General features: G+C 66.2%; 31 protein-coding genes. 11 read left to right on the forward strand and 20 right to left on the reverse strand.

Annotated elements, in window-relative coordinates; all coding sequences use genetic code 11:
- Positions 1-11 precede the first annotated feature (11 nt).
- The 3 genes from AC3WT0_RS09570 (at position 12) to AC3WT0_RS09580 (ending at position 3192) form a co-directional block, all read left to right on the forward strand.
- The gene (locus tag AC3WT0_RS09570) at positions 12-857 is read left to right on the forward strand and encodes a cytochrome c1 (protein WP_492753283.1); all 846 of its coding nucleotides are present in this window, start codon (positions 12-14) and stop codon (positions 855-857) included.
- 36 nt (positions 858-893) lie between these two features.
- Complete coding sequence (locus AC3WT0_RS09575; protein WP_492753284.1) at positions 894-1430, forward strand: adenine phosphoribosyltransferase; 537 nt, start codon at positions 894-896, stop codon at positions 1428-1430.
- Between the two features lie 178 nt (positions 1431-1608).
- Positions 1609-3192 (forward strand): sensor domain-containing diguanylate cyclase, encoded by a 1584-nt coding sequence (locus AC3WT0_RS09580; protein WP_492753285.1) that lies wholly within the window; start codon positions 1609-1611, stop codon positions 3190-3192.
- Here AC3WT0_RS09580 and AC3WT0_RS09585 read toward each other — a convergent pair.
- The 5 genes from AC3WT0_RS09585 to AC3WT0_RS09605 all read right to left on the reverse strand — a co-directional run bounded on the left by AC3WT0_RS09585 (position 3189) and on the right by AC3WT0_RS09605 (position 7325).
- Positions 3189-3626 (reverse strand): hypothetical protein, encoded by a 438-nt coding sequence (locus AC3WT0_RS09585; RefSeq protein WP_492753286.1) that lies wholly within the window; start codon positions 3624-3626, stop codon positions 3189-3191. The two genes, AC3WT0_RS09580 and AC3WT0_RS09585, sit on opposite strands and share 4 nt — an antisense overlap.
- A 50-nt stretch (positions 3627-3676) precedes the next feature.
- Positions 3677-4624, reverse strand: a complete 948-nt coding sequence (argC, locus tag AC3WT0_RS09590; protein ID WP_492753287.1) for an N-acetyl-gamma-glutamyl-phosphate reductase — start codon at positions 4622-4624, stop codon at positions 3677-3679.
- A complete protein-coding gene (locus AC3WT0_RS09595) occupies positions 4621-5466 on the reverse strand; it encodes a C40 family peptidase (protein WP_492753288.1) in 846 nt (281 codons plus the stop codon). The genes argC and AC3WT0_RS09595 overlap by 4 nt, the downstream gene beginning before the upstream one ends.
- A 25-nt stretch (positions 5467-5491) precedes the next feature.
- A complete protein-coding gene (locus tag AC3WT0_RS09600) occupies positions 5492-5824 on the reverse strand; it encodes a MarR family transcriptional regulator (protein ID WP_492753289.1) in 333 nt (110 codons plus the stop codon).
- 112 nt (positions 5825-5936) lie between these two features.
- A complete protein-coding gene (locus AC3WT0_RS09605; RefSeq protein WP_492753290.1) occupies positions 5937-7325 on the reverse strand; it encodes a leucyl aminopeptidase family protein in 1389 nt (462 codons plus the stop codon).
- Between the two features lie 248 nt (positions 7326-7573).
- Between AC3WT0_RS09605 and AC3WT0_RS09610 the strand changes: the two genes are divergently transcribed.
- Complete coding sequence (locus tag AC3WT0_RS09610) at positions 7574-7840, forward strand: hypothetical protein (protein WP_492753291.1); 267 nt, start codon at positions 7574-7576, stop codon at positions 7838-7840.
- A gap of 19 nt (positions 7841-7859) precedes the next feature.
- Here AC3WT0_RS09610 and rimO read toward each other — a convergent pair whose 3' ends face one another.
- Positions 7860-9194 carry a 30S ribosomal protein S12 methylthiotransferase RimO gene (gene rimO, locus AC3WT0_RS09615; RefSeq protein ID WP_492753292.1) on the reverse strand — a complete coding sequence of 445 codons (1335 nt, stop codon included), beginning with the start codon at positions 9192-9194 and terminating at the stop codon, positions 7860-7862.
- A gap of 322 nt (positions 9195-9516) precedes the next feature.
- On the opposite strand from rimO, the gene AC3WT0_RS09620 reads away from it, so the two are divergent.
- The gene (locus AC3WT0_RS09620; RefSeq protein WP_492753293.1) at positions 9517-10263 is read left to right on the forward strand and encodes an HAD-IIB family hydrolase; all 747 of its coding nucleotides are present in this window, start codon (positions 9517-9519) and stop codon (positions 10261-10263) included.
- Here AC3WT0_RS09620 and AC3WT0_RS09625 read toward each other — a convergent pair.
- The 5 genes from AC3WT0_RS09625 to serS form a co-directional block, all read right to left on the reverse strand.
- Complete coding sequence (locus AC3WT0_RS09625; RefSeq protein WP_492753294.1) at positions 10256-11251, reverse strand: bile acid:sodium symporter family protein; 996 nt, start codon at positions 11249-11251, stop codon at positions 10256-10258. The two genes, AC3WT0_RS09620 and AC3WT0_RS09625, sit on opposite strands and share 8 nt — an antisense overlap.
- Before the next feature lie 68 nt (positions 11252-11319).
- A complete protein-coding gene (locus AC3WT0_RS09630) occupies positions 11320-12357 on the reverse strand; it encodes a potassium channel family protein (RefSeq protein ID WP_492753295.1) in 1038 nt (345 codons plus the stop codon).
- On the reverse strand, positions 12354-13391 hold the full coding sequence (locus tag AC3WT0_RS09635; protein ID WP_492753296.1) for a LysM peptidoglycan-binding domain-containing protein: 1038 nt from the start codon (positions 13389-13391) through the stop codon (positions 12354-12356). Before AC3WT0_RS09635 ends, AC3WT0_RS09630 begins: the two co-directional genes overlap by 4 nt.
- A complete protein-coding gene (gene surE, locus AC3WT0_RS09640) occupies positions 13388-14152 on the reverse strand; it encodes a 5'/3'-nucleotidase SurE (RefSeq protein ID WP_492753297.1) in 765 nt (254 codons plus the stop codon). Before surE ends, AC3WT0_RS09635 begins: the two co-directional genes overlap by 4 nt.
- Entirely contained in the window at positions 14149-15429 is a 1281-nt protein-coding gene (gene serS, locus AC3WT0_RS09645; RefSeq protein WP_492753298.1) for a serine--tRNA ligase, read from the reverse strand. Before serS ends, surE begins: the two co-directional genes overlap by 4 nt.
- 234 nt (positions 15430-15663) lie before the next feature.
- On the opposite strand from serS, the gene AC3WT0_RS09650 reads away from it, so the two are divergent.
- The 3 genes from AC3WT0_RS09650 (at position 15664) to AC3WT0_RS09660 (ending at position 17668) form a co-directional block, all read left to right on the forward strand.
- Positions 15664-16107 carry a hypothetical protein gene (locus AC3WT0_RS09650; RefSeq protein ID WP_492753299.1) on the forward strand — a complete coding sequence of 148 codons (444 nt, stop codon included), beginning with the start codon at positions 15664-15666 and terminating at the stop codon, positions 16105-16107.
- Positions 16108-16762: 655 nt separating this feature from the next.
- On the forward strand, positions 16763-17221 hold the full coding sequence (dksA, locus tag AC3WT0_RS09655; RefSeq protein WP_492753300.1) for an RNA polymerase-binding protein DksA: 459 nt from the start codon (positions 16763-16765) through the stop codon (positions 17219-17221).
- 66 nt (positions 17222-17287) lie between these two features.
- Positions 17288-17668, forward strand: a complete 381-nt coding sequence (locus AC3WT0_RS09660) for a PilZ domain-containing protein (RefSeq protein ID WP_492753301.1) — start codon at positions 17288-17290, stop codon at positions 17666-17668.
- A gap of 30 nt (positions 17669-17698) precedes the next feature.
- Here AC3WT0_RS09660 and AC3WT0_RS09665 read toward each other — a convergent pair whose 3' ends face one another.
- Positions 17699-17854 carry a YdcH family protein gene (locus AC3WT0_RS09665; protein WP_492753302.1) on the reverse strand — a complete coding sequence of 52 codons (156 nt, stop codon included), beginning with the start codon at positions 17852-17854 and terminating at the stop codon, positions 17699-17701.
- Positions 17855-18026: 172 nt separating this feature from the next.
- Between AC3WT0_RS09665 and AC3WT0_RS09670 the strand changes: the two genes are divergently transcribed.
- Positions 18027-18221, forward strand: coding sequence for a YdcH family protein (locus AC3WT0_RS09670; protein WP_492753303.1), 195 nt, complete (start codon positions 18027-18029; stop codon positions 18219-18221).
- Positions 18222-18300: 79 nt separating this feature from the next.
- On the forward strand, positions 18301-18738 hold the full coding sequence (locus AC3WT0_RS09675; protein WP_492753304.1) for a DUF1465 family protein: 438 nt from the start codon (positions 18301-18303) through the stop codon (positions 18736-18738).
- An 18-nt stretch (positions 18739-18756) separates the two neighbouring features.
- Here the strand turns inward: AC3WT0_RS09675 and AC3WT0_RS09680 are convergent, their stop codons facing one another.
- From AC3WT0_RS09680 to AC3WT0_RS09700, 5 genes are all read right to left on the reverse strand, one after another.
- The gene (locus AC3WT0_RS09680) at positions 18757-19740 is read right to left on the reverse strand and encodes an NAD(P)H-dependent flavin oxidoreductase (protein ID WP_492753305.1); all 984 of its coding nucleotides are present in this window, start codon (positions 19738-19740) and stop codon (positions 18757-18759) included.
- Between the two features lie 101 nt (positions 19741-19841).
- On the reverse strand, positions 19842-20267 hold the full coding sequence (locus tag AC3WT0_RS09685) for an RrF2 family transcriptional regulator (protein WP_492753306.1): 426 nt from the start codon (positions 20265-20267) through the stop codon (positions 19842-19844).
- Between the two features lie 76 nt (positions 20268-20343).
- Entirely contained in the window at positions 20344-20727 is a 384-nt protein-coding gene (locus AC3WT0_RS09690) for a response regulator (RefSeq protein WP_492753307.1), read from the reverse strand.
- A 59-nt stretch (positions 20728-20786) separates the two neighbouring features.
- Positions 20787-21419 (reverse strand): response regulator transcription factor, encoded by a 633-nt coding sequence (locus tag AC3WT0_RS09695; protein WP_492753308.1) that lies wholly within the window; start codon positions 21417-21419, stop codon positions 20787-20789.
- Positions 21409-22935: a PAS domain-containing sensor histidine kinase gene (locus AC3WT0_RS09700; protein WP_492753309.1), complete on the reverse strand. Its 1527-nt coding sequence runs from the start codon at positions 22933-22935 to the stop codon at positions 21409-21411. Before AC3WT0_RS09700 ends, AC3WT0_RS09695 begins: the two co-directional genes overlap by 11 nt.
- A gap of 141 nt (positions 22936-23076) precedes the next feature.
- Between AC3WT0_RS09700 and AC3WT0_RS09705 the strand changes: the two genes are divergently transcribed.
- Positions 23077-23733 carry an OmpW/AlkL family protein gene (locus AC3WT0_RS09705; RefSeq protein WP_492753310.1) on the forward strand — a complete coding sequence of 219 codons (657 nt, stop codon included), beginning with the start codon at positions 23077-23079 and terminating at the stop codon, positions 23731-23733.
- 102 nt (positions 23734-23835) lie between these two features.
- Here the strand turns inward: AC3WT0_RS09705 and AC3WT0_RS09710 are convergent, their stop codons facing one another.
- From AC3WT0_RS09710 to hemN, 3 genes are all read right to left on the reverse strand, one after another.
- The gene (locus AC3WT0_RS09710; RefSeq protein WP_492753311.1) at positions 23836-24633 is read right to left on the reverse strand and encodes a class I SAM-dependent methyltransferase; all 798 of its coding nucleotides are present in this window, start codon (positions 24631-24633) and stop codon (positions 23836-23838) included.
- A 368-nt stretch (positions 24634-25001) separates the two neighbouring features.
- Complete coding sequence (locus tag AC3WT0_RS09715) at positions 25002-25244, reverse strand: hypothetical protein (protein WP_492753312.1); 243 nt, start codon at positions 25242-25244, stop codon at positions 25002-25004.
- A 58-nt stretch (positions 25245-25302) separates the two neighbouring features.
- Positions 25303-26652 carry an oxygen-independent coproporphyrinogen III oxidase gene (hemN, locus tag AC3WT0_RS09720; RefSeq protein WP_492753313.1) on the reverse strand — a complete coding sequence of 450 codons (1350 nt, stop codon included), beginning with the start codon at positions 26650-26652 and terminating at the stop codon, positions 25303-25305.
- Positions 26653-26828 lie beyond the last annotated feature (176 nt).

The raw sequence follows: 26828 nt of genomic DNA on the forward strand, positions 1-26828 counted from the left end.
GGATCGGAGAGATGCTTCTTCGCTACACACTCGGGGTGATCGGCGCGGCGTTCGCGGTCGTCCTGCTCATCGCCTTCGGCGTAGGCGCTTATAACTATATCTCGTCGCCGCCGGCAGCGACGGTGGAGCATGAGTTCCACAAGACGCCGAAGGAGCTGCGCCTCGCCAGCGACGGCCCGCTCGGCAAGTTCGACCGGCGTCAGCTCCAGCGCGGTTTTCAAGTCTATCAGGAAGTCTGCTCGGCCTGTCATTCGCTCCGTCTCGTCGCGTTCCGCGACCTGAAGGAACTCGGCTACAGCGATGCCGAGGTGAAGGCGATCGCCAAGAACTGGAAGATTCCGCAGCCCGCGATCGATCCGAACACCGGCGATACCACGACGCGTCCGTCGCTGCCTGCCGATCATTTCCCGTCGCCTTTCGCCAACGAGACGGCGGCGCGCGCGGCGAACAACAATGCGCTGCCGCCCGACCAGTCGCTGCTCGCCAAGGCGCGGCATGACGGCGCGGCCTATATCTACTCGATCCTCACCGGCTACGAGAACCAGCCGGCGGAACTGCTCAAGCACTTCCCGGACGCGAAGACGCCGAAGGGGCTGCACTACAATCCCTATTTCCCGAACCTCAACCTCGCCATGGCGCCGCCGCTGACGGCGGAGGGCCAGGTGACTTATGAGGACGGGACGCGCGCGACCGTGGACCAGATGGCGAAGGACGTTTCGGCCTTCCTCGTCTGGACGGCCGAACCCAAGCTCGAAACACGGCATAGCTGGGGTATTACGGTTCTGATTTTCCTCGCAATCTTCACCGTGCTCACATACATGTCCTACCAGAATATCTGGGCCGGCAAGAAACACTGACCGGCCTTCCAATTTCGACGCGGGAGACCAAGCGCGATGACCCGCGCCGATATTCAGGCACTGATTCGCACGATCCCGGACTTTCCAAAGCCCGGGATCCTTTTTCGTGACATCACCACGCTCTTGATCGACGGCCCCGGCTTCGCGGCCGCGATCGATGAGCTTGTCGAACTGGCGCGACCCTATGGCTGCGATCTCGTGGCCGGGATCGAGGCGCGCGGCTTCATCTTCGGCGCGCCGATCGCGCGCGCGCTCGGCGCCGGCATCCTGCCCGTTCGCAAGGCCGGCAAGCTCCCTGGGCCGCGCGTCGGCATCGACTATGCGCTCGAATATGGCACCGACCGGCTCGAAATCCACGAAGGGGCGCTGGTGCCTGGGCATCGCGTGCTGATCGTCGACGATCTGATCGCCACCGGCGGCACGGCTTTCGCCACCGCCCAGTTGCTTCGCGATTCGGGCGCGGAAGTGCCTGCGGCACTGTTCGTTATCGATCTGCCCGATCTCGGCGGGGCCGATCGGCTGCGTTCCGCCGGCCTGAGCGTCGATGCCTTGTTCGACTTTCCGGGCCACTGAATTTTTCCGCCTATAAACGATCCCTTAGTCAGCGGGCGCTAATATCGCTCCCAGAATGAGCGGGATCGCGAAATCATTTGCCCGGTGGCTTGCCGCGGCGGCGCTATTCGTTGCCGCGACGCTGGTGGAGTTTGTGTCTCCGGCCGTCGCGGCGACGGACGTCTCGGTCTGCAGAATCGTGACCGGTCCCAAGACGACGGCGGCCGAGATCATGGTGCGACCGCCAGGGCCGTGCGAACCCGCTGCACGCACTGCGAGCGGCACTGTCTGGCTCGATTTCGGATCGCCGACGCTGCTCAGGGGCGGCACCGGGCGTTACCGCCTGCTGCTCGACAATCACCGCGTCGACAGCGTCGATCTTTATTTCCGGCGCACCGACGGCGCGATCGAACATGTCGCCTATGATCCCGCTTCGCCGACGCGCGAATGGCGATCTGGCGGTTATTTCACCATTCCCGTGCAGTTGCATGACACGCCGGTCGACCGGCTCGTCGTCCGGCTGGGTGGCGTGAAGATGATCACCATGTCGCGCGCGCCGCATCTAGTGGACGTGAAGCGCTATATAGCGCTCGAGCGCAGGGACAGCGCCCTGTTCGGCATGGCGGTCGGCATGCTGGGGCTGACCATTTTGTTTCACCTGTCGCTGTTCTTCGCCATCCGCCGCCGTTTCCAACTGCTCTATTGCGCGCACGCATCGGTGCTGCTGCTCTACGCGCTCGCCTATTCGGGGCTGATCATGCTCGCCGTGCCATTTTCGGCCGACGCGATTTCGCGGCTGATCGGCGCGTCCATGGCGGCTGCTACGGCGACGGGGCTGCTATTCTCGATAGACTTCATCGAAGGCAGAGTCCTGCCGCGCTGGATGCGGCGTTGGGCGTTGGTTGGAGCCGGGCTTTCGATCCTGTCGGCAACCTTCCTGATGCTTGCGCCTGACGACATGACGCTTGCCGTCTACATCTTCGGCAACATCGTCGGGTTGCATGCTTTGCTGCTGATCGCGGCGATCGTGATGACGGGCAGCATCAGGCGCAGCCGGACGGCATGGATGCTGGCGGCCGGGTGGTCGGTGCCGCTTACCGTCGGTATTTTCTTCCCGCTGCGCTTCGCCGGCCTGGTGTCGAGCGCCATATTGCCCGACGGCGCCATGGTCGCCGCCTGCACCATCGAATGCCTTATCGTCTCGCTTCCGGTCATCGAACGCGTCAAGCGGCTGCGCCTTGATCATGAGCGCGTTCGCGAACGGCAGCAGGTGCTCGAGCGCCAGGCCGCGACCGACGCGCTGACCGGCCTGTCGAACCGTCGCGGCTTCATCGGCGCGATCGAACGCGCCGTGCGGCTGCGCGGCGGAGAACATCCGATCGCGCTGCTGATGATCGACATCGATCATTTCAAGGCGGTCAACGACCGCTACGGCCACGTCCGCGCCGATGCGGTCCTGGTCGACGTCGGCGCGCATGTGGGGCGTGCGGCGGGGTCGGGTGCGATCGTCGCGCGCTATGGCGGCGAGGAATTCGTCGTCGCGCTCGTCGGCCTCGATCAAAAGCGCGCGCGCACCATCGCCGAGCGGATCAGGCGTGGGATCGAGGCACGCGGCGAGGATCTGCTCTCGGTGACGGTCAGCATCGGCGTGGCCTGCGGTCCGTGCGGCGCGATCGATCGCCTGATGGTCGAAGCCGACCTCGCGCTCTACGATGCCAAGCGCGAAGGCCGGAACCGCGTCGCGCTGTCGGCGGCCTCGATCGTTCCAGCGATCGCCGCCTAACGCAGCCAGCCGCGTTTCGCGGCCGAGTTGGCGAAGATGACCAGTATGATCCCGATGACGATGATCGTGGCGGGCAGCGGAATGGCGGACGGCCCGATCACTTCATGCGCGCGGCCGATGGCGAAGACCCAGCCGAACTGGACGATCGCGGCGACCAGCGACACGATGAACAGCGATTGCGCCCAACGCCGCCGCATGAGCAGGCCGATCGCCGCCGTCAGCCCGCCCCACACCGCGACCGCGAAGATGGCGGTGATCCAGCCGGGCGTGATTGAATAGACATGGCGCTGGCCTTCGGGCAGGGCGGCCAGCTGATCGGCCGTCATCGTCACCTGCATCATATAGGCGATGACGCCGCTCAGCTCCCACAGCAGCGCCAGCACGGCGACGACCCAGAACCAGCCTGGAATGCGTGTCTCGACGGTATCGTTCATTCCACCCTCCCTGTTTGCGGCGGGAGGATGCGCCTGTTTCGCCTGCGATGCTAGAGGCGCAGGCCCGATGTCTCGGGCAGCCCCGCCATCAGGTTGAGGCTCTGGACGGCAGCGCCCGCGGCGCCCTTGCCGAGATTGTCGATGGCGGCGACGAGCCGAACCTGCCCGGTCGCGTCATTGCCGAAGACGTGAAGCTCGATCCGGTCGGTCCCCGCCACGCGCTCGATCGGCAACACGCCGAGGCTCGCGCTTTCTGCTTTGTCCGCGACACCGATCAGCGGCGAGGCGGCATAGGCATCGGCCAGTGCCTCGCGCAGCATATCGGGTGCCGCGGATAGCGCCTGCGCGGGCAGCGGAACCTCGACGATCATGCCGCGATAGGTGTGCGTGACGGCGGGGGCGAAGATCGGCGGATGCGCAAGCCCGGCATGCGTCTGCATCTCGGGTACATGCTTGTGCGCCAGCGACAGGCCGTAGATGCGGAAGGCGGTATCGGTCGCATCCGGCGCCGCACTGTCCTCGAAGGCGGCGATCATCGACTTGCCGCCGCCCGAATAGCCCGAGACGGCGTTGACCGTGACCGGCCAATCGCGATCGACCAGCCCCGCGCGCACCAGCGGCGCGACGAGCGAAAGAAAGGCGGTGGGGTAGCAGCCCGGGTTCGATACGCGCGCCGAGGCCGCGATGCGCTCGCGCTGACCGGGCGAAAGCTCGGGGAAGCCATAGTCCCAGCCCGTCGCGGTGCGGTGCGCGGTCGACGCGTCGATGATCCGCGTGGGCGCGTCGCCGACGAGCGTCACGGCTTCGCGCGCGGCATCGTCGGGCAGGCAGAGGATGACGAAATCGGCGCCGCGCAGCGCGTCGGCGCGCGCGGCAGGATCCTTGCGCAGGGCTTCGGGCAGGGTCTTGAGCGCGATCTCGCTGCGCCCGCCAAGCCGGTCGAGAATCTCGATGCCGGTGGTGCCGACGCCGCCATCGACGAAAACCGAAACAGTCATGATATCCTCCGGCGGGCGAGCACGGGAACTTCATGCTCCGCCGCGGTGCGCGAGATAAGATCGGCGAGCGGTTCGACAATGACCGCCATGGCAAAAGCCGTCGCATGCAGGATGCGCTGGCCGTCGATCATGATGCCGACATGGCCGGGGAAGAAGACGAGGTCGCCGCGTCGCAGCGCCTCGCCGTCGGGGATCGGCGCGCCGGCGGCCGCGCATTGCTGGTCGCTGTCGCGCGGCAGCGCGTGGCCGGAAAGGCCGAAGACAAGCTGCACCAGCCCCGAACAGTCGAAGCCGCCATCGCCGCGCCCGCCCCACAGATAGGGCTCGCCTGCCAGTGCTTCGGCGAGGCCCGCGGGGTCGGGCAGGGCGGCACCCACCACTTCGAGCTGAGCCGCGAACATATGCCCGCCCGCGACGGCCAACCATTCGCCTTCGCCTTCGGCCTGCACCAGCGCGCCGAGCGTGAAGCGGCCGACGGCAGGCGATTTCAGATCAGGCGCCGCATAGACGAGCGCGGCAGGGGTTATGACGCGGTGGGAAAATTCGCTGTCCAGCCCCAGCATATCGGCCGCGATATAGCCGACATAATGATCGTGGACGCTATAGCCCCAGGCCCAGCCGCCGCTGACGTCGAGCACCGCGAATGTCTCGCCGTGCAGGAGTTGCGAGACGAGCGGCGCGTCCGCCGCGCCGGCAGCGCGCATCGGTGTGGACGGTACGGCGCAGTGCCGCAGCACGGGCCGGGCATAGTGCGGCGCGAACAATGTTCCGGCGAGCGCGATGTCTGCTATGTCGCCGCGTGCGGCGTTGATCCGAGGGTCAAGCCGTGCGGAGCGGCCCAAAAGCGCGAAATGCGTCGTGAACCGGTCAGTAGTGGCCGGATGCCCGACCGATGATGAGAGACTTGAACCCGTCAAGGAAAGTGGCCCCTTCGTGCGTGGACGCGACGAAGATGTTGCGCCTGTCGGCGTCGTCACGCTGGCGGCGCAGATAGCCGAGTGCGCCCAGCCTGTTCAAGGCGCGCGTGATGACGGGCTTCGAAACGTTAAGTCCGCGCGCCAGTCCGCGCACGGTATGCGGTCCGGGCTCGAGATGAACGAGCATCAGCAGCGCCATCTGGCGGTTGGTGAGATCGGGCTCGCCCGAACGCACATAGTCCACAAGCGTCTGCTTCCACGAATTCAAACGGTCATCACCCACGTCCTGCTTCCTCCTCGCCGCCCCTGGCGCTTCTACGGATCGTTACGCATGGCAACGCATCGCGGCGGCGGTTGGTTTCGCAGCGGGAAGGAAAAATGACAGATTTTCGGGATCAGCCGAAGCGCGCGCGGAGCATCGACCACGCCGCGCGCAGCCCCAGCGCCTCGCCGCCCTTGGGCCGGCCGGCGCGTGCGGATGGCCGCCAGGCGAAGGTGTCGAAATGCGCCCAGGGCGTATCGGCGGGCACGAATTTCTGCAGGAAGAGCGCGGCCGTCACCGCCCCGGCCATGCCGCCTTCGGGCGCATTGTCGATATCCGCAATGTCGGATTTGAGCATGTCGTTATAGCCGGCCCACAGCGGCATCCGCCACAGCGGGTCGCTAACGGCCGTCCCCGCCTTCAGCAGATCGTCGGCAAGCAGATCGTCATTGGCGAACATCGCCGGAAGATCGGGGCCGAGCGCAACGCGCGCCGCGCCGGTCAGTGTCGCGAAATCGATCGCAAGCACCGGCTTCTCCTCGAAAGCGCGGGCGAGCGAGTCGCCCAGGATCAGACGCCCCTCGGCATCGGTGTTGCTGATCTCTACGCTCGGCCCCTTGCGGCTGCGCAGCACGTCGCCGGGGCGGAAGGCATTGCCCGAAATGGCGTTTTCGACGGCGGGGATGAGGAGGTGCAGGCGCACGGGCAGGCGGCTCGCCGCTACCAGCTTGGCGAGGGCGAGGGCGTGGGCCGCCCCGCCCATATCCTTCTTCATCAGCCGCATTCCCGATGCGGGCTTGATGTCGAGCCCGCCCGAATCGAAGCATACGCCCTTGCCGATCAGCGCGATGCGCGGATGCGCGGGATTGCCCCAGCTCATCTCGACGAGACGCGGCTCGCGGCCCTTCGCGGCGGCGCGGCCGACGGCATGGATCATCGGATAGCCGCTGGCGAGTTCGTCGCCCTTGGTGACGCTGACATCGCCGCCAATGGCCTTGGCGACCTCGCGCACCTTGGCCTCGATATCGGCCGGGCCCATATCCTCGGTCGGCGTGTTGACCATGTCGCGGACGAGCGCGACGGCCTCTGCCAGCCGGATGGTCTCGTCGATCGCGGCAGGCTCACCGGTCAGCAGGACGCGCGCACCCGCCGGCTTGTCGGCGGCGCGGTAGCGATCGAAACGGTGCTGGGCGAGCAGCCAGCCGAGCGCGGCCGCGCCGGGGGCTGCGTCGACGAGGCGATAGCTGCCGTCGGGAAGCGCATCGGCCGCGCGTGCGAGGCACCAGGGCGTGAGCGCCGCGCGATCGGCGACGCCGACCGCCACAGACCATTCGTCCGCCTTCTCATCGGGCAGGATCGCCTGTTCACCTGCCTTGCCTGCAAAGCCCTGTGCGGCTGCCGCGGCGCGCGCGCGCGGCGACTGGGCCTTCAGCCAGTCGTCATACCCCGCCGCGTCGACGAGGTGAATGTTGCGCGCCGTCTGGCCCTTGTCGGCGGTGAGGAGAGTCGAAAAATCGGTCATGGCTGCGGCCCGAAGTTGAGAAAGTTGACACGATCCGCGTCGATCTTCGCTTTCCGCCGCATCGCCTGAACCGCAGATGATCGACAGGCAGGGGCGGGGTGGGGGATCATGGTCCGTCGACGCTAGCGAATCCTCGTGGCGTAGGACAGCTTTGTTCGCGGGTCTCCGCGCCGTCGTTCGTCGCAGCTTCCCCGCAGTTGGTCGGCCGGCGCTTGGCTTTCGCGGTGTGCGTCGTCTACAACTTTAGTATGAAAAAAGAGGATGTCGTCGGCCCGACGATCGAAAGCTGCCTGTCGCCGCTCGCGGCGCAGCTGGCCGAATGGAACGAGGCCGAAAGCCTGACGATCAAGGCCGCGATCGCGGCGGCGGCGGGCTATGTCTGCGCCGAACCTGGCTATTCGCACGAAGAGCGGGGGCGGAACATCGCCGCCATCGCGACGATGGATATGCTCGTCCGCGCCAGCATGGAGGAAGACAGGCTGCGCGCCGCCGCGCCGGTGCTCGCGATCGCCTGAGCGATCGGCACTGGTCCAATCAAGCGACGGGCACGCCGAACAGATCGTGCTCGTCGGCATCCTCGACCAGAACGCTGAGGATATCGCCGGGCTTCGCGCCATGCGCGTCGCGTAGATGGACCGCGCCGTCGATCTCGGGCGCGTCGGCCTTGGATCGCCCGCTCGCGCCACCTTCGTCATCGGCCACGTCGATCAGCACGTCGATCGTGCGCCCGACCTTGGCGGCGAGCCGCGCGGTCGAGATGGCGGCGGTGTGCGCCATCAGCCGCTGATAACGCTCTTCCTTGACCTCTTCGGCCACCGGATCGGGCAGGTTGTTGGCTGCGGCGCCCTCGACGGGCTCGAAGCGGAAGGCGCCGACGCGGTCGAGCTGCGCTTCGCTCAGCCAGTCGAGCAGATACTGGAAATCCTCCTCGGTCTCGCCGGGGAAGCCGACGACGAAGGACGATCGGATCGCCAGATCGGGAGCGATTGTGCGCCAGCCCTTGATGCGTTCAAGCACCTTGGCGTCGTTGGCCGGGCGCTTCATCGCCTTGAGCACCTTGGGGCTGGCGTGCTGGAAGGGAATGTCGAGATAGGGGAGGACCAGCCCCTCGGCCATCAGCGGAACGACCTGTTCGACATGCGGATAGGGATAGACATAATGGAGCCGCACCCACGCGCCCAGCTGGCCCAGTTCGCGCGCCAGATCGGTCATGTGCGCGCGGACAGGCGCACCCTTCCACTGCCAGTCGGCGGCATGGCGCAGGTCGACGCCATAGGCCGACGTGTCCTGACTGATGACCAGCAATTCCTTCGTCCCCGCCGCGACCAGCTTCTCGGCCTCGCGCAGAATCGCGTCGGGGCGCCGGCTGGCGAGGTCGCCGCGGATCGAGGGGATGATGCAGAAGGCGCAGCGATGGTTGCAGCCCTCCGAAATCTTCAGATAGCTATAGTGGCGCGGCGTCAGCTTCAGCCCCGCCTCGGGCACCAGATCGATGAAGGGCGAAGGGATGGGCGGCGCGGCCTCGTGCACGGCGCCGACCACATCCTCATATTGGTGCGGTCCGGTGACGGCGAGCACCTGGGGGAAGCGCGCGCGGATGACCTCGGCCTCATTGCCCATGCAGCCGGTGACGATCACGCGGCCATTCTCGGCAATCGCTTCGCCGATCGCCTCGAGGCTCTCCTCCTTGGCGCTGTCGAGGAAGCCGCAGGTGTTGACGAGCACGACGTCCGCGCCGGCATAGTCGGGCGACATCTGATAGCCGTCGGCGCGCAGCTTGGTCAGGATGCGTTCGCTGTCGACCAGCGCCTTGGGGCAGCCGAGCGAGACCATGCCGACTTTCGGCGGGGAAGGGAGCGTTGTTGCCATGAAGGCGCGCGACATAGTCGCATTGCGCCGATTTTTCCAGATGCGGTTTAGCGACGGCCGAATGCGCGCCGGTTTTAGCTGGCGGCCCAGACCTTTTCCTCCACTATGCCGTCTCTCACGTCATTGCGAGCGTAGCGAAGCAATCCAGTACTGTGCTCGACATCTTTCTGGATTGCTTCGCTACGCTCGCAATGACGGCGATGATACTCAATGGCCTCACGCAGAGCGTTTTTTAGCGAGCGCCAGGGACTGACGTGCGGGCGCGGAACCGATTGGCGGCACGCTCATTCTCACCGGAACGGGGATCGCAAGCGGAGGGAATATGAAACAGCTCGTCGCCTTCGACCTCGATGGAACGCTCGCCGAGAGCAAGCAGGCGATCGACGCCGAGATGGCGGCGCTGCTGGCGCGATTGACCGAAGTCGCGCTGGTTGCGGTGATATCGGGCGGGGACTGGCCGCAGTTCGAGACCCAGCTGGTCAGCAGGTTGCCGGCCAATGCCCGGCTGGCGCGCTTCCTCGTCATGCCGACGACGGGCACCAAGCTCTATCGCCACTGTCCCGACGGCTGGATGCGCGTCTATGCCGAGCTTTTCTCGGATGCCGAGCGCGCGACGATCGAGGCACGGCTGAAGGCAGCCGTCGAGCAGGCCGGGCTGGCGGGCCAGCAGGTCTATGGCCCGCAGATCGAGGATCGTGGCAGCCAGATCACCTTTTCGGCATTGGGCCAGCAGGCGCCGCTTTCGGTCAAGACGGGCTGGGATCCCGATGCAGCCAAGCGCAAGGCGCTGAAGGCGATCCTCGATCCCCAGCTTCCCGGCTTCGCGATCAACATCGGCGGCGCGACCTCGATCGACGTGACGCGTGCCGGTGTCGACAAGGGCTATGCGGTACGCCGCCTGTCCGACGCGACGGGCGTGCCGCTCGATGCCATGCTGTTCATGGGCGATGCGATCTTTCCGGGCGGCAACGACTATGCGGTGAAGGTCGCCGGGGTCGACAGCGTGCGAGTCCGCGACGTCGAGGAGACGAAGCGGATGATCGAGGCGGTGGTCGCCTGCCTCAAATAAGCTCGGCGGCGGCCCGCGCCGGCGCTTCGACCGGCTGGTCGGCCAGATGCCGCGCGATGAAAGCGCAGGCGATCAGCTGGATCTGATGGAAGATCATCACCGGCAGGATGACGAGCCCGACCTGCGCGGGGGCGAACAGCACGCTGGCGATCGGCACGCCCGAGGCGAGGCTCTTCTTCGATCCGCAGAACAGCAGCACGATCTGGTCCTCGCGCGGCAGGCCGATCAGGCGGCCGCCATACCAGGTGACGAGCAGGCTGGCGGCAAGCACGGCGGCGCAGAGGAGGAAGATGATCCCGATCTCGCCGACCGACATACGGTGCCAAAGCCCTTCGACCACCGCCGCGCCGAACGCCGAATAGACGACGAGGAGGATCGATCCGCGATCGACCAGCCCGACGATGCTCTTGTGCCGTTCGATGAAGCCCCCGATCACCGGGCGCAGCAGCTGGCCGAGGAAAAAGGGCAGGACGAGCTGGAGCAGGATCGATTCGATCGACGCCAATGACATCGCGTTGCTGCCGCCCGAACTGATCAGCAGCGCGGCGAGCAGCGGCGTTACGACCGTGCCCAGCAGGTTGGAGAGCGATGCGCTGCACACCGCCGCCGCGACATTGCCCCGCGCGATCGCGGTGAAGGCGATCGAGGACTGCACGGTCGATGGCAGCAGGGTGAGGAACAGGATGCCCGTCGCCGCGATCGCGGGCAGGAAGGGCAGCCTGGTCACGCCCAGCCCCATCAGCGGGAAGATGACGAAGGTGGCGGTCAGCACGGCCGCATGAAGCCGCCAGTTCTTCGCGCCCGCAATCACCGCCTCGCGCGACAGCTTGGCGCCGTGGAGGAAGAAGAGCAGCACGATGCCGGCGTCGGCCAGCGTCGCGAATACCGGCGCGGCGGCCCCGCGCGCGGGCAGGATCGAGGCGATCAGCACCGTGCCGAGCAGCGCGACGATGAACGGGTCGAGAATGATTTTGAGCTTGGCTAGCATCGCGCGCTACCTAAGCCCTCATCCCGCGCTGTCGATCCCACCATTTCGTATAAGGCCGGGGCGGGGACCTAAGCGCCGGCACGCGGCTTGCCGGTGCCGGGAACGATCTCGACGATCGAATCGCCGGGCTGGAGGACCAGCGCCTCGGGCTCCCAGAAGCCATAGGGGCGGCCCTCGCGGTAGACGCGGACGCCCATGCCCGTTTCCACCGCGCGCAGCGGCTTGCCGATTTCGTGCTGCGCTACCGGGCGTTCGGCAAGCTGCACGCGCCCGTCGGCCGCTGCGAGATCGACCATATAGTCGGTGATGTGCGGGCCATAGCAGGATCCGGCGAGCAGCAGGCCGGCAAAGCTCGTCGGGTTGATCACCGTGTCCGCGCCGGCTTGTCGTGCGGGCAGTTCATTGTCCTCGGCGCGCACGATCACGCTGATCCTGATGTCGGGGGCCAAATGGCGCGCGGTCAGGCAGATGAGGATGGAGGTGTCGTCGCGCCCGGCGGTGGCGATCAGGATGCGGGCGCGGTCGATCCGCACCGCCTGCAGGATCGAATCGCGTGTCGCGTCGCCCTCATAGACGTTGAGGCCCTTCTCCTCGGCGCGCGCGATCGCGGCGGCCGAGGGATCGATCACGACGATTTCCGATGCCTGCGTGCCGCGCGCGATCAATTCGGCCACCGCCTCGGCGCCACTGCTGCCGAAACCGCAGACGATGACATGACCGTGAAGATTCTTCTGGATGAGCGCCATTCGCCACCTGTCCCATGTGCGCTTGAAGACGAAGCTATAGGCCGTCCCGATGAAGATGAGCACCACGAAGACGCGGATCGGCGTGACGACGAGCGCATCGAACATGCGCGCGCCGGTGCTCACCGGGGCGATGTCGCCATAGCCCGTCGTGGTGATCGAGATCATCGTGAAATAAACGACGTCGAGGAAGCTGACATGCCCGTCGGCATTGTCGCGCAACCCGGTGCGATCGAACCAGTGGACGGCTATGGCGATGCCGACAAGCGTCAGCACCAGCAGCACGCGCCAGCCGATCGAGATCCAGACCGGCGTCGTCGAGCGGCGCCTGAGCGTTACGTAGCGGGGCGGCCGCCCGCTCATCCCCGCGCCGGCAACATGGTCAGCGGGTCGACAGGCGCGCGCTTGTTGCGGATCTCGAAGTGCAGGCCGCTGTCGGTGCGGCCGATCACCTGCCCGCGCCTCACCGCCTGCCCGCGCGTCACGCCCAGCGTGTCGGCGCGGGCATAGGCGGTGATCCAGCCGTCGCCGTGGAGGATCAGGATCAGCCCGCCATAGGCCGGCAAACCGGTGCCGACATAAACGACGACGCCGTCCGCAGCGGCGACGATCGCTTCGCCGGGCGCGGGCGCGAGATCGATGCCGTTGCTGACTTCGCCCAGGGCCGGCCCGCGGCCGAAACGGCGAACCACGCGGCCGTTCGCCGGCCAGATGAAGCGTCCGGAGAAGCGCTCGGGCTCGCGCACCGCGACGGTGGGCGGCAGGACGCGGCCGGGCGTGACGGCGGGCGGCGGGGCCGGGGGCTGGTTCTCGGCGACCGCCGGCTCGCCACCGGTGAGGATCGAATCGATGTCGAGGCGGAAGGCGGCGGCGCGTTCCTCGATGCTTTGCTGGGGCTGAGTCGCCGCGTCGGGGATCAGCAGCCGGCGGCCGGCGCGCAGTATATAAGGGTCCCGCAGCCCGTTGGCGGCGATGATCCGGTCCCAGGAAATGCCATAGGCACGCGCGATCGCGATGCCCGAATCCCCGGCGACGATCGCATGATAGCGGCCGCCGGGGATCTTGAGCCGCTGGCCGGGCCTGATCGTATAGGGTGGCGATATGCTGTTCGCGGCGGCGATCGCGTCGATCCCCGCGCCCGTCTTGCGCGCGACGACGCCCAGCGATTCTCCGGGCTGGACGACATGGGTGCCGGGCGCGACGCGGATGCTATCGGGCCGCGCCGGGCGCTGGTCCCACACCGGCGGGGTCTCGGGCAGGCCGGCGATTTCCGCTTCCAGGCGTGGCGGCATCTTCTGGGTCAGCGGCTGATCGGCATGGCGCGGCGCGACGCAGGCCGACAACGCAATGCAGACCGCAGTCGCCGGGATCAGCCGCGATGCGCCGGGCGCCTTCACCGGTAGGCGGCCTCCAGCGTCCCCATCGATTCGAAATGGGTCATGTCGAGGTGCAGCGGGGTGACCGCGATATAGCCTTCGGCCACCGCTTCCAGATCGGTGGAATGCGCCGGCGTGCTGATCGTCGGGCCAAGCGCGAACCAGTGATATTCATAGCCGCGCGGATCGCGGCCGCTGACGATCTTGGTGCGGCCATAATCGCGCAGCCCCTGGCTGACGACACGGACGCCCTTCACCTGATCGGCGGCGAGCGCGGGGAAATTGACGTTGATCAGCGTGCGCGGCGCCAGCGGCGCCTCGATCAGCGGGCGGAGCACTTTCTCGCCCCAGGCCTGCGCTGCCGCGAAAGGCACGTCGTCGCCCATACCTTCCTTGGCATAGACCTGGCTGAGCGCGATCGATCGCACGCCCGCCAGCGCGCCTTCCATCGCCGCAGAGACGGTACCCGAATAGGTCACGTCCTCGCCCAGATTGGCGCCGCGATTGACGCCCGAGAGGATCAGGTCGGGCGGGCTGTCGGCCATGATCTTGGCGAGCGCCATCATCACTGAGTCCGTCGGCGTGCCGGTGACCGAATGGCGTCGCTCGCCCAGACGGCGCAGGCGGAGCGGGCGGGTGAGCGTCAGCGAATGGCCCGCGCCCGATTGCTCCTCGCTCGGCGCGACGATGGTGATGTCGTCAGAAATGGTGCGAGCAATGGCCTCCAACACCTTGAGACCAGTTGCGTGGACGCCGTCGTCGTTCGTCAGCAGGATTTTCATTTCGGCGCGAGCACGGTGGCCCCTCCCATATAACCGGTCAGTGCCTGGGGAACGCGCACCGATCCGTCCTGGTTCTGATAATTTTCGAGTACCGCCACCAAAGTGCGACCGACTGCCAGCCCCGAGCCGTTGAGCGTATGGACGAAGCGCGTGCCCTTGGCCTCGCCGGCGGGCCGGTAGCGCGCATTCATCCGCCGCGCCTGGAAGTCGCCGCAGTTGGAGCAGGATGAGATTTCCCGATAGCGCTGCTGCCCCGGCAGCCACACTTCGAGGTCGAAGGTCCTGGTCGCCGAAAAGCCCATATCGCCCGAGCAGAGCAGCATCCGCCGGTAGGGAAGCTGGAGCGCCTCGAGGATCGATTCCGCCGCGCGCGTCATCCGCTCATGCTCGGCGTCGGACTCCTCGGGCGTGGTGATCGAGACGAGTTCGACCTTCTCGAACTGGTGCTGACGGATCAGCCCGCGCGTGTCGCGCCCCGCCGCGCCCGCTTCAGAGCGGAAACAGGGGGTGAGCGCGGTGAAGCGCAGCGGTAGCGACGTTTCATCGAGGATCGATTCGCGGACGATGTTGGTCAGGCTCACCTCGGCGGTCGGGATCAGCCAGCGGCCGTCGGTGGTGTGGAACAGATCCTCGGCGAACTTGGGCAGCTGCCCGGTGCCGAACACCGCCTCGTCGCGCACCAGCAGCGGCGGCGCGACTTCCTCATAACCTGCGTCGAGCGTCTGTCGATCGAGCATGAACTGGCCAAGCGCGCGGGCAAGGCGTGCCACCGGCCCACGAAGCAACGCGAAGCGCGCACCCGCAATGCCCGCCGCCGTCTCGAAGTCGAGCCCGAGCGCGGGGCCGAAGTTATCATGCTCGGCGGGGGTGAAATCGAAGGTCGGCTGGTCGCCCCAGCGCTTGACCTCGACATTGTCGTTCTCGTCCGCGCCTTGCGGCACATCCTCGGCCGGCAGGTTGGGGATCGCGGCAAGCTGGGCATCGAGCGCCTCGCCGAGCAGCTTCTCGCGCGCTTCCAGCGTAGGAAGCGTCTCCTTCAGCGCCGACACTTCGGCCATCAGCGCCTGGGCTTCGTCCTCGCGCTTCTGCGCCTTTGCGGCGCCGATCGCCTTCGACGCCTCGTTGCGGCGGGCAAGCGCGGTCTGGAGCTCGGTCGCGAGCGCGCGGCGGCGTTGGTCGAGGTCGAGCAGCGCGGCGGAAACGGGCTCCAGCCCCCGACGGGCGAGCGCGGCGTCGAAAGCGTCGGGATTGTCGCGGATCAGGCGGATATCGTGCATGGCATCGGGCTATGGCCGGGCCTTATCCCCCGCGCAACCCCGCCCGCGCCAGCTTAGCCCTTGCGGCGTGCGGCGTAACGCTGGCGCGCGACGAGTCCGGCTGCGGCGGCGCCGAACAGGAACAGCATCGGCGGCGCCGGAACGTCGGGCGGAGGCGGGGGCGGCGGGCCGCCCGAAGAGCCGCCGCTGCTCGAAGCGCTGGAGCTGCTCGTCGACGAGGCCGAGCTTGTCGAATTGCCGAAGCTCGATGATCCCCCGGTAGCGCCCGAGCTCGTAGAGGTGGACGAAGTCGACGACGTCGAGGCGCCACCAGACGACGAGGCGGACGATGCACTCGATGACGATGCCGAACTGGCCGAAGAACTGCTCGTCGAGGACGAGACATTGCCGCTGCTCGACGAGGTCGAGCTGACATTGCCCGAGGATGTGCTGCTGCTCGATCCGCCCGTGGAACTGGTGGAGGTCGAGCTGACGCCGCCGGTCGACGTGCTGCTGCTTGAGCCGCCGGACCCGCCCGATGCGCTGCTCGTGCTGGTGCTGCCACCGCTCGACGTCGATGAGATGACGACGCTGCCGCCCCCCGCGCTGCCGCCGAAGAAACCGCCGAAAAAGCCGCCGCCAAAGCCTCCGCTGCCGCCGATCACCACCGGCGGCGCGCTGCTTCCAGGGCTGGCATAGCTGCTTTCGACCGGCGTCTGCGGGGGCAGGGGGATCGGTGCGGCCTGGCTCGATACCGTCACCACCTGCGGCACGCAGGCGGCGGTCGTCGTCGTCACGGTGCGCTTCACGCGCTTGCGCTGGATCGTCTTGGGCGCGACGCGCGCCTTGGGCTTCGCGACATGCGTGCGCGGTCGTTCCACGACATGCACTGCGCCGCCGCCGATCACGGCGCCGCCGCAGGCGCAGGCGCAAAGTTTCGCGAGGGCCATCCGGACCGACATGCTACGCGTCTCATCCCCAAACCGGCCCATTGCCCCATCAGGCTGGGAAACGGGCGTCCAATGACCATCCGAAACCCCGATCGGCGATGCATCTCAAGAGGGTTAACCTTCAATTAGGGGGGCGCCGGCGGCGTTTCATCGCGATCGCGGGAAAGGCTTATGGTTAATGTGCCATTTGGGAACTGATTTGGCGGCGGGGAGCGATGGCGCGTTCCCCGGCCGGTTCAGCCATGGGCAATGCTGCGCGGCATATCCTTGAATCTCGGACGCGAGTCGTGCGCCACTATGGATATTCCTGCGACTTGTGCGGCCGACGCGGCGTGGCTATAGGCGCGCTCGGGTGGGTCCGTGACCGTCAACCGACCGGCACGGACGGGTGAGTGGAGAATGGCATGGCGACTGCGGTCACCGACATGAATGGCCCGGACGAGTCCGGCGCTGCCGATTTTGACGAGACTTATCGACCTTCAGCCGCCGAACCGTTCATGAACCCGCGTCAGCTCGCTTATTTCAAGGCGAAGCTTCAGGCGTGGAAGGCGGACATCCTTCGCGAGGCGCAGGGGACGCTCGCACAGCTCCAGACCGATTCGCTCCGCGAGCCGGACGTGACCGACCGGGCGTCGAGTGAGACGGACTGGTCGATCGAGCTGCGCACGCGCGATCGCCAGCGCAAGCTGATCTCTAAGATCGATGCGGCGCTGCGCCGGATCGAGGATGGCGAATATGGCTATTGCGAAGTGACCGGCGAGCCGATTTCGCTCGGGCGTCTCGAGGCTCGGCCGATCGCGACGATGACGCTTGAGGCACAGGAGCGTCACGAGCGGCAGGAGAAGGTCTCACGCGACGAATAGCGCCAGACTTTAACAATTATTCCAGAGTTGTTCACTATTGAGTCTGGCGGGAACGCAAGGATTGAAGTGACGAATCCAATGTCAGGCGCTGCGGCAGAGGGGGACCTGCACGACGAGCAGATGCAGCACCCGCGCGAAAGCGTTCGGGACAGCCTGTTCATCCTTGCGAACATCGCGGCGGTCGATGGCGGGCTTGCGTTCGTAGGGCGCGTCCGCAACCTCTCCACCGGCGGAATGATGGTAGAGGCGCCGGCGACTCCGGGAATCAACGATCGTTTCGGAATCGACCTGCGCGGTGTCGGGCACATAACGGGGCGCGTGGCCTGGGCGCGGGACGGCAAGATCGGCTTCGCGTTCGACAGTCCGATCGATCCCCGCGCAGCGCGCAAGCCCGTTTCGAGCTCGGCGAAGGCGCCTGTCGAGCAGAAGCCGTTCCGCCTCTTCTGAGCGGACAGCTCTGCCCGACGACTCAGGCGCCTAGTGCGCCAGCATCGCTTCCTTGATCTTGAGTTTTTGCTTCTTGAGCGCTGCGAGTCGCGACTGATCGGGCATCGGTCGCCGCAGTTCGGTGGAGATTTGGGCATCTAGCCCCGCATGTTTCGCGGTGAGGGCGGAAAGATGCGCGTTTTCCATATCGACGCTCTCCTTACTCTGGCTTCAGGGGATAGCGAGTTAAGCACTAAACGGGTTAACTGTCTCTACCCAGTTTGGGTAAAAGAGACGGCCCGAGGCACGGTGGTGGACGAACGGCGGCGCTTCGCGCACAATCGTTTTATCCCATGGAGTTGGGCGGAAAAGGGCGGGCATGACGGACGAACTCGCGCGTCGATTGGAAATGCTGAAACTTGAGCATCGCGATCTCGACTCGGCCATCACCGTTCTCACCGAGCAGGCGGTGCAGGATCAGCTTCAGCTCGCCCGGCTCAAGAAGCGCAAGCTGAAGCTGCGCGACGAGATTGCGATGATCGAGGACCAGATGATCCCGGACATCATCGCCTGATGGCCGAAAAGGCCGTTGGAGCCGCGTTCACCCTGTTTCACGCTGGCGGGCGCCGGGACGCTATGGCAGCAGAGACGCCATGACCATGCTGTCCCACGACCTGCAGATGACGCCGCGGCTGATCGAGTCGCTCTATCTCGAGGCGATGGTGCTTGCCGATGAAGCGCGCGGTTATTTCGATCATGTCGCGAAAAGCGATCGCGACTTGCTCGGCGCGGCGGATCGCGTCGCCTTCTCGTGCGAATCCCTGAAGGTCACGACGCGGCTGATGCACGTCATCGCCTGGCTGCTTCATCGCAAGGCCGAGGCAGCGGGCGAAGTGATCGAGGGCGGCGGGCGGCTGGGCCATGCCGCTATCACCGAGCCGACGGTACGCGATGTTATGCCGGAGGCGGCACGCGCACTGATTGCTGCGACCAGCGACCTTTATGATCGTGTCGTTCGGCTCGACAATGCGCCGTGCGCCGGGGAAAGCCCGGCGCGCGCGCTGATGAGCAGGCTGCAGGGCGCCTTCTGACGCCCCTGTCCCTGGGGCTCAGTTCCAGGCGTTGTAGTTGGATTTGGCGATGAGTTCGGCGCGCGCGGCGTGATATTCGCGCTCAAGCTCGTCGACGCGGTCGGCGACGCTCTGCACCGCATGGACCGATCCGATGCCCTGGCCCGAACCCCAGATGTCGCGCCAGGCCTTCTTGTCCTGATTGCCGCCCGATCCGAAATCCATCGTTTTATATTCGCCCTTGGGCAGATTGTCGGGATCCAGCCCGGCGGCCTCGATCGAGCCGCGCAGATAATTGCCGTGAACGCCAGTGAACAGGTCGGAATAGACGATGTCGGCGGCATGCCCTTCGACGATGCCCTGCTTGTAGTCGTCGGCGGCGTTAGCTTCCTTCGTCGCAATGAAGGCCGATCCCATATAGGCGAGATCGGCGCCGGCGGCCTGCGCGGCGAGGACCGATCGGCCGTTGCCGATCGCGCCCGACAGCGCGACGGGACCGTCGAACCATTGGCGGATTTCCGAAACGAGCGCGAAGGGAGATGTGACACCGGCATGGCCGCCCGCGCCGGCGGCGACGGGAATCAGCCCGTCCGCGCCCTTTTCGATCGCCTTGCGCGCAAAGCGGTCGCTGATCACGTCGTGCAGCGTGATTCCGCCCCAGCCATGGACGGCGGTGTTGAGATCCTCGCGCGCGCCGAGCGAGGTGATAACGATCGGCACCTGCCACTTGGCGCAGATCATGAGGTCGGCTTCGAGGCGGTCGTTCGATTTATGGACGATCTGGTTGACGGCGAAGGGCGCGGCCGGGCGATCGGGATTCTCGCGGTTCCACGACGCCAGTTCCTCCGTGATCCGGTGGAGCCACTCGTCGAGCAGGCTCTGCGGCCGCGCATTGAGCGCGGGGAAGGATCCGACGATCCCCGCCTTGCACTGGGCGATCACCAGATCGGGACCGGAAACGATGAAAAGCGGCGAGCCGATGATCGGCAGGCGCAGGCGATCGAAAATCGAAGGCAGGCTCATGCCCGTTTCATAGCCGGACCGTCCGGCGAGTAAAGCCGGCTGGACGTTCGGCACATTTGTTCGGACGGCGCCAAGGTGGCAGGGGGGCGGCCTTTGCCCGATTAGGCGGCGAGCAGCGCCTCAATCGGCTCGGACAGCTTGATGCCGTCGAGCACCGCCGCCGTTTCGTCGCGCACGCGGAGCATGACGAAATGCACGCGGCATTCCTCCTGCGTCACGCAATTCTTGCACGGCGTGTAGGCCAGGCGGCTGGCGCAGGGTACGAGCGCGAGCGAGCCGCGCGTCTGGCGCACGATGTCGCCATAGCTGATTTCGTGCGGCGGTCGCGACAGCCAGTAGCCGCCGTCCTTGCCGCGCTGCGTCTCGATCAGACCCGCACGGCTGAGCTCGGACAGGATCACCGTCAGGAACTTCGCTGGGATGTTCTGCGCGTCCGCGATCTCGGTCAGCTGCACGGGGCCATTGCCATAGCGGTCGGCCAAGTGGAGAAGCGCCCGGATTGCATAGCGCGTTCGTTGAGAAAGCATGGGGCCAATAGGCGCCAATCCACGTGCTTTGCAAGCGTGGCCATGCCGCTTTTCCGCGGACTGTTGCCCGTAATACTCAGCCCGCTAGAGCGCCGAACAGCTCATAGGGACGCAGCGGCTTCTCCAGCACGGCCGCAAACCCGCTGGCGAGTGCGCAATCGCGGACCAGCGGCGAGGGGAAAGCGGTGATCAGCACCGCGCGTCCGTCCCAGCCGCGCCGCCGCATCGCGCGCAATATGCCAAGCCCGTCGCCGTCAGGCAGGCGGTAGTCGGTGACCAGCATGTCGATCTCGTCGACCGGCGGTTCGTGGAGGATCGACGCGGCCGACGCATGGGCGCGCACATTATAGCCGGAGCCATGCAGGAGGAGCTGGAGCGAGCGGCGCACGGCCTCGTCATCGTCGACCAGAAGGACGCGGGCTTTGGGCGTTTCACCGGGGTTTTGCGTTTCGGTCGACATCGGCTCTCGGACACGCTTGGATTATTGTCCTACCTTGCCGCGTCGCGCCGCCGACGTCCTTACGTAGAGTCCGCAACCTGATCGGACAGGCCCGCCGCGAAGGCGAGGCGGAGCGCTTCGGACAGGCTGTGGACGCCGAGCTTCGCCATCAGGTTGGCGCGGTGCACTTCCACCGTGCGCGGCGAGATGCCCAGATCATAGGCGATCGTCTTGTTAGGGTGCCCGCGCACCAGCCCGCGCAGCACATCGGTCTCGCGCGGGGTGAGCGCGGCGAGCCGCACCGCCGCCTCGCGCGCTGAAGACATCGTCTCCCCATGATCGTCGAGGCGGCGGAAACCCTCCTCGATCGCCGCGATCAGCCGCGCCTTCTCGAACGGCTTCTCGAGAAAATCGACCGCGCCGTTCTTCATCGCCTGGACCGCGATGGCGATGTCGCCATGGCCGGTGAGGACGATCACCGGCATGCCCACGCCGCGTGTCGCGAGTTCGGCCTGCACCTCCAGCCCGTCCATCCCCGGCATGCGCACGTCGAGCAGGATGCAGCCGGCCTCGGCCGCCTTGACCTCCTTCAGAAACTCCACCCCGGACGCATAGGTCTTCACCTCGAACCCCGAGGTGCGGAGCATGAAGCCGGCCGAGCGGCGGATCGATTCCTCGTCGTCGACCAGATGGATGAGGCGCTTATCGGTCATTCTGATCCTCGCACTGCGCATTCATGACGGTGAAGTGGAAAATTGTGCCGCCTCCGGCGCGCGGCTCTGCCCAGATGCGGCCGCCATGCGCCTCGACGATCGTGCGGCAGATCGACAGGCCGAGGCCCATGCCCTGCTCCTTGGTACTGGTGAAGGCTTGGAACAGCTTGTCGAGCACGGCCGGTTCGATGCCGCGCCCGGTGTCCTCCACGGAGATGCGAACCATGGCGTTGGGCAGGCATGCGGTGCCGATGCTGACATCGCGCTCCTCGCAGTCGGAGAGCGCCTCGACGGCATTGCGGATGAGGTTGACCAGTACCTGCTGGATCTGGATGCGGTCGACGACGACGCAGGCGGCGGCCGGATCGAGCGTGAAGAAGGCGCGGACCCCGCGTTCGCGCGCGCCGGTCAGCGCGAGGTGGCTCGCTTCCTCGATGAGGCGCGGCAGGTCCTCTGCCTTCTTCTCCACTTCGCCGCGCGCCACGAAATCGCGGAGGCGGCGCACGATGCTGCCCGCGCGTAGCGCTTCCTTCGCGCTTTCGTCGACCGCCTCGCGGACATGGGCGATCGATTCCGCGTCGCCCCGGTCGATCAGGTCGCGCGCGGCCTCCAGATAGTTGGCGATGGCGGTGAGGGGCTGGTTGAGTTCGTGCGCGAGCGTCGAGGCCATCGTGCCCATCGCGCTGACGCGCGAGACGTGGATCAGTTCGGATTGGAGTTCCTTCAGGCGGAACTCGGCGCGCTGGGTGCTGGTCAGGTCGCGGATGAAGCCGGTGAAGATGCGGTGGCCGTCGCTGCGCGCCTCGCCGACCGCGAGCTCCATCGGAAATTCCGATCCGTCGCGACGCTTGCCGACGACGATACGGCCGATGCCGATGATACGCCGCTCGCTGGTCGTCAGGTAGTGGCCGATATAGCTGTCATGCTTGGCGGCGTCGGGCGCGGGCATCAGCATGCTCACGTTGCGGCCAAGCACCTCCGCCTCGCCGAAGCCGAACAGCCGCTCGGCCGCTGCGCTGAACGACAGGATGATCCCGCGTTCGTCGATGACGATCATCGCCTCGGGGATGGTCGCGAGGATCGAGCGGACATGCGACTCGCTGTTGACCAGCGCCTGCTCCGCTGCCTTGCGCGAGGTGACGTCGACGATGCTGAGCGCAAAGCCGTGCGCCGCGCCGCCATCCTCGCGGATCGCGAAAATGCTGACGTCGGCAAGGAATTCTGACCCGTCCTGGCGGATGCGCCAGCCTTCCTCGCGCCGGGTGCCGCGTGCAAGCGCGTCGGCCAGTTCCTTGGCGGGAAGGCCGGCGCGCGCGTCCTGCGGGGCATAGAGAACGGACAGCGGCTTGCCGATGATCTGCGTCGCCGGCCAGCCGGTCAGCAGCTCGCCGCCGCGCGGCCAGCTGAGGATCAGGCCTTCGGAATCGGTGAGGAAGATCGCGCGGTCGACCGCGCTGTCGACGAAGCGGACGAGCTCTTCACCTAGCTTGTCAGGGGAAAGTCCCTTTTCGCGCAATTTCCTATTCCTACAGACCCGAAAAGCCGCGTTCCAACATGCTTTGCCGCCGCATCCGCAACATTCCCATTGGGCACACTACGTAACGAGCTTTGTGCCGCTTCGTCCTAGCGCGAATTAGCTCTGATGATGGAGGCACAAATGAAAAGTGGGGCGTTTTTCCTGGTGACGGCTGCAGTTGCGGCAGGGGCCGCGTCGCCCGCATGGGCGGAGCAGGGCGACCTGATCGTCCGCGCTCGCGCGATCGTCGTCGCGCCCAACGAGAAGTCGACGGGGGTCAATCCCGCGTTCCCGACCGGCCGCGTCGGCGTCGACAATGCGGTGATGCCCGAGGTCGACTTCACCTATATGTGGACCAAGCATATCGGCACCGAACTGATCCTTGCGACGACCAAGCACGACCTGCGCGGCCGCGCGGGCCTGTCGGGCGTCGACAAGCTGGGCAGCGCCTGGGCGCTGCCGCCGGTGCTGACCGTGCAGTATCACTTCCTGCCCGATGCGAAGTTCCGGCCCTATGTGGGCGCGGGCGCGAACTACACGATCTTCTATTCGGACAAGACGAGCAGCGCGCTCAACGCCGCGATCGGCCAGACGTCGCTGCATCTGAAGGACAGCTTCGGCTACGCCCTGCAGGGCGGCATGGACATCGACATCACCAAGAAGGTCTTCATGAACTTCGACATCAAATATGTCGACATGAGCACCAAGGCGCGGCTCAACACCGCCGGTGCGATCAACCGGACCAAGGTGGACATCAACCCGCTGATCTTCGGCGTGGGGGTGGGCATGCGCTTCTAAGGCGCTTGTCCGGAAAGGGAGCGGGCGGGGCCGGAGGGCTCCGCCCGAACCTTTTTGCGCTGCCCTCACAACGCCGGTTTGAGCACGTGCCGGGCCGCGTTCTCAACGACGCGCGACAATGGTGTAGATCGGCACCGTCCGGTCGCGATAGCGATATGTGTTCCAGGACAGCGAATAGTTCTTGAAGCCGAGGATGCCGAGATATTCCTGCACCAGAAGGGGCGGGAGCCTGAACCATCCGTCGTTGATGCCGTTGGGCTTCGCGGCGCGCGGCATGAAGCGGGGGGTTCTTTTGAACTTGCTGGCGAATTGCCCATAGGGGGAAACATCGGACACGATGATCGCCTCGCGGGTGAGGCGCGCCCCATTTTCGAGCGCGAGAAACGGATCGCGCAGATGGAGCAGGATACTGCCGAATATCGTCACGTCGACCTCGCCGATCGACTGCGGAATATCATAGACGACGCCGTTGACCATATGCGCGCGCGAATTGAAGGCCTTGTGGCACAGCCAGTAGCCGTTGTTGATCTTGCGCAGATGCGCGCGCCGCGAGGCGCGGGTCGCGTCATTGTCATTCTCGGAGAAGGGGACGATGTCCCAATCATAATTTTCCGACAGGTCGTAGGAGACGACGTCGGCGCCGCGCTGCTCGACGTGAAAGCTCAATATGCCCGATGCGGCGCCGACATCGAGGACGCGGCGCCCGGTGAAGTCATAATGGCCCAGATAATCGTCGATCGCGCCGCGAAGATCCCATTCCCCTTCGACGACGCCGTGACCGGGTATGTCCATCGTGTGGTAGAAATAGCAGTCTTCCAGGGAATCGATCGTGCGCGGTTCGGCATAGGGAGACGCGTTCGATGAACCGTCGCCGGGTCGGGCTTCGTCAATCGCCATCATGTCGTTCGCAAATTCCGGATTTGTCGTTGGGATAGGGCGCAATGTCATCAGGCCTGCCAAGGCGAGTGTGACTGACACGGCCTAGACGGGAACCCCGCCACGGTCCAGCCGCCCCATACGGGGCATGAAGGCTTCGCTTGATTTGGGGGTAAATGCTTGTCCCGTGTCAGCCGGGGGTGCCGCAGATACCCGCTGCCTGCGGGGCGGATATCATGAACAGACCGTGCCGCGCCCACAAACCGCCTGGGAGACGAGCTGCAAGGCAAAATAAACGAGCCACCACGATGCAGGCAGCAAGATGAGAAGGTTCAGGCGGCGTGAACTGAAGGACTGGAAGGTCTGGACCGCCAGCGCTATCGTCGCCAGCGTCACGAGGGGCTGGCCCACAGAAGCAGGACCAGCAGCCAGGTAAACGGGTTTCGCTCCGATCCCGGCGCATCGAAAAGCATTCCGGACCCCATGGCGAAGAGCGCCGCGATCGGCAGGGCGATCAAGGCGCCAATGCCGATCAATACCGGGATCACGATCTGTGCCCCCTGACTTAATTGAGGATCGTTTTCCAGTTCGGACAAGATCAACCGCCCCCACCCATGATGATTGGCGATCATCATGGGGTTCGAGCCTGTTTGCAATGGGGTGAAGCTGCCAAGCTGTATTGTAATTTACATCCTAGACCGCGCGCGAAGCGGTGTCGGGCGCGGGTTTGCGATAGGCGTCGAATGCGTTGGCGGCGAGGCGCGCATAGGGGCGGCCATCGGGGGTGATGGCGATGCGCGCGCCGTCGATGGTGACGAGCCCGCGCGCGGCGAGATCGGCGAGCATTGCGACGCTTTCATCGAATTCGGCCAGCGGGCGGCCATGAAGTGCGGCGATCTCGGCGAGGTCGACCGCGCCGTCGCAGAGCAGGCGTTCGATCACCAGCCCGCGCATCCGGTCAACGGCGCTGCGCACGACGCCTTTCACGCCGGCAAGGCGCCCGTTGCCGGCGCGCATCCGCCAGGCGCCGACATGCTTCTCATTCTGCACGATGAGCCCCGGGAACTGGCTGATCGCCGACGTGCCGAGGCCGACGAGTATGTCGGCCTGATCATCGGTAAAACCCTGGAAATTGCGACGCAGCCGGCCTTCGCGCGCGGCGAACGCAAGGCTGTCGTCGGGCAAGGCAAAATGATCGAAACCGATCGCCTGATAACCCGCCTCGACGAGCAGATCATGGGCAAGCGCGCTCTGGACGAAGCGCTGCTCGGCATCGGGGAGGATGAGCGAGGCGATCATGCGCTGGCGCGGCAGCAGGCTCGGCAGATGGGCATAGCCGAACATCGCGATGCGATCGGGGCGCAGCGACAATGCGCGCGTTACTGTGTCGTCAATGTCGTCCAGTCCCTGACCGGGAAGGCCGTACATGAGATCGAGATTGATATGCTTGATCCCCGCGCCGCGCAGCTCGCCCACGCGCAGCGCGACCATGTCGAAGGGTTGGATGCGGCCGATCTGTTCCTGAATGTCGGAGCTGAAGCATTGGACGCCGAGGCTGACGCGATCGATGCCCGACGCGGCCAGCGTCTCGGCATAGTTGGCGTCGAGCAGGCGCGGATCGAGCTCGGCCGCCCATTCGACGGACTTGCGGCCCGCCACATCGAAATGCCGCGCAATCGCCGCGCAGACGCGCGCGAACAGCGCCGGGGGCAGGGCGTTGGGGCTGCCCCCGCCGAAATGGACGCGCTCGACCCGGCCGCGCAGGAGGGACACGACGGTCGCCATTTCGGCCTCCAGTGCGTCGACATAAAGGTTCAGCCGCTCGGGACGGCCGATCGCGCCGGTGTTGCATCCGCAATACCAGCAGATGTCGCGGCAATAAGGGATGTGGAGATAGAGCGAGACGGGCGCGCCATCGGGCACCGCTGCGAGCGTCTCTGCCTGAGCCTCGCCGCCGACGGCGTCGCTGAATTCAAGCGCGGTCGGGTAGCTGGTGTAGCGGGGCGCGGGGCGCCGGGCGAGGTCGGGCAGGTAGATGTGCATGGCGGCGTATCCGGGCGAGCGAAGGGCTGCGGCGGCGGAAAAACCGCCGCCGTGCCCTGGTTGGGAACCAGGCCTGTTTGAGAATGCGCATCCGCGCATTGGGCGGCACCGGCCCGCTCCCCGCCCGGCCTCCCATCTAGGACACACTGAGTGGGAGGCCGGGTGGGGGAGCGGGC

This window comes from Sphingomonas sp. EU05-FHT14C10, assembly GCF_058790595.1.

Coding starts and splice junctions, on each gene's coding strand:
- AC3WT0_RS09570 (WP_492753283.1), top strand. CDS start 12: ATGCTTCTTCGCTACACACTCGGGGTGATCGGCGCGGCGTTCGCGGTC.
- AC3WT0_RS09575 (WP_492753284.1), top strand. CDS start 894: ATGACCCGCGCCGATATTCAGGCACTGATTCGCACGATCCCGGACTTT.
- AC3WT0_RS09585 (WP_492753286.1), bottom strand. CDS start 3,626: ATGAACGATACCGTCGAGACACGCATTCCAGGCTGGTTCTGGGTCGTC.
- argC (WP_492753287.1), bottom strand. CDS start 4,624: ATGACTGTTTCGGTTTTCGTCGATGGCGGCGTCGGCACCACCGGCATC.
- AC3WT0_RS09605 (WP_492753290.1), bottom strand. CDS start 7,325: ATGACCGATTTTTCGACTCTCCTCACCGCCGACAAGGGCCAGACGGCG.
- AC3WT0_RS09610 (WP_492753291.1), top strand. CDS start 7,574: ATGAAAAAAGAGGATGTCGTCGGCCCGACGATCGAAAGCTGCCTGTCG.
- rimO (WP_492753292.1), bottom strand. CDS start 9,194: ATGGCAACAACGCTCCCTTCCCCGCCGAAAGTCGGCATGGTCTCGCTC.
- AC3WT0_RS09620 (WP_492753293.1), top strand. CDS start 9,517: ATGAAACAGCTCGTCGCCTTCGACCTCGATGGAACGCTCGCCGAGAGC.
- AC3WT0_RS09625 (WP_492753294.1), bottom strand. CDS start 11,251: ATGCTAGCCAAGCTCAAAATCATTCTCGACCCGTTCATCGTCGCGCTG.
- AC3WT0_RS09630 (WP_492753295.1), bottom strand. CDS start 12,357: ATGAGCGGGCGGCCGCCCCGCTACGTAACGCTCAGGCGCCGCTCGACG.
- surE (WP_492753297.1), bottom strand. CDS start 14,152: ATGAAAATCCTGCTGACGAACGACGACGGCGTCCACGCAACTGGTCTC.
- serS (WP_492753298.1), bottom strand. CDS start 15,429: ATGCACGATATCCGCCTGATCCGCGACAATCCCGACGCTTTCGACGCC.
- dksA (WP_492753300.1), top strand. CDS start 16,763: ATGGCGACTGCGGTCACCGACATGAATGGCCCGGACGAGTCCGGCGCT.
- AC3WT0_RS09665 (WP_492753302.1), bottom strand. CDS start 17,854: ATGGAAAACGCGCATCTTTCCGCCCTCACCGCGAAACATGCGGGGCTA.
- AC3WT0_RS09670 (WP_492753303.1), top strand. CDS start 18,027: ATGACGGACGAACTCGCGCGTCGATTGGAAATGCTGAAACTTGAGCAT.
- AC3WT0_RS09675 (WP_492753304.1), top strand. CDS start 18,301: ATGACCATGCTGTCCCACGACCTGCAGATGACGCCGCGGCTGATCGAG.
- AC3WT0_RS09680 (WP_492753305.1), bottom strand. CDS start 19,740: ATGAGCCTGCCTTCGATTTTCGATCGCCTGCGCCTGCCGATCATCGGC.
- AC3WT0_RS09685 (WP_492753306.1), bottom strand. CDS start 20,267: ATGCTTTCTCAACGAACGCGCTATGCAATCCGGGCGCTTCTCCACTTG.
- AC3WT0_RS09690 (WP_492753307.1), bottom strand. CDS start 20,727: ATGTCGACCGAAACGCAAAACCCCGGTGAAACGCCCAAAGCCCGCGTC.
- AC3WT0_RS09695 (WP_492753308.1), bottom strand. CDS start 21,419: ATGACCGATAAGCGCCTCATCCATCTGGTCGACGACGAGGAATCGATC.
- AC3WT0_RS09705 (WP_492753310.1), top strand. CDS start 23,077: ATGAAAAGTGGGGCGTTTTTCCTGGTGACGGCTGCAGTTGCGGCAGGG.
- AC3WT0_RS09710 (WP_492753311.1), bottom strand. CDS start 24,633: ATGATGGCGATTGACGAAGCCCGACCCGGCGACGGTTCATCGAACGCG.
- AC3WT0_RS09715 (WP_492753312.1), bottom strand. CDS start 25,244: ATGATGATCGCCAATCATCATGGGTGGGGGCGGTTGATCTTGTCCGAA.
- hemN (WP_492753313.1), bottom strand. CDS start 26,652: ATGCACATCTACCTGCCCGACCTCGCCCGGCGCCCCGCGCCCCGCTAC.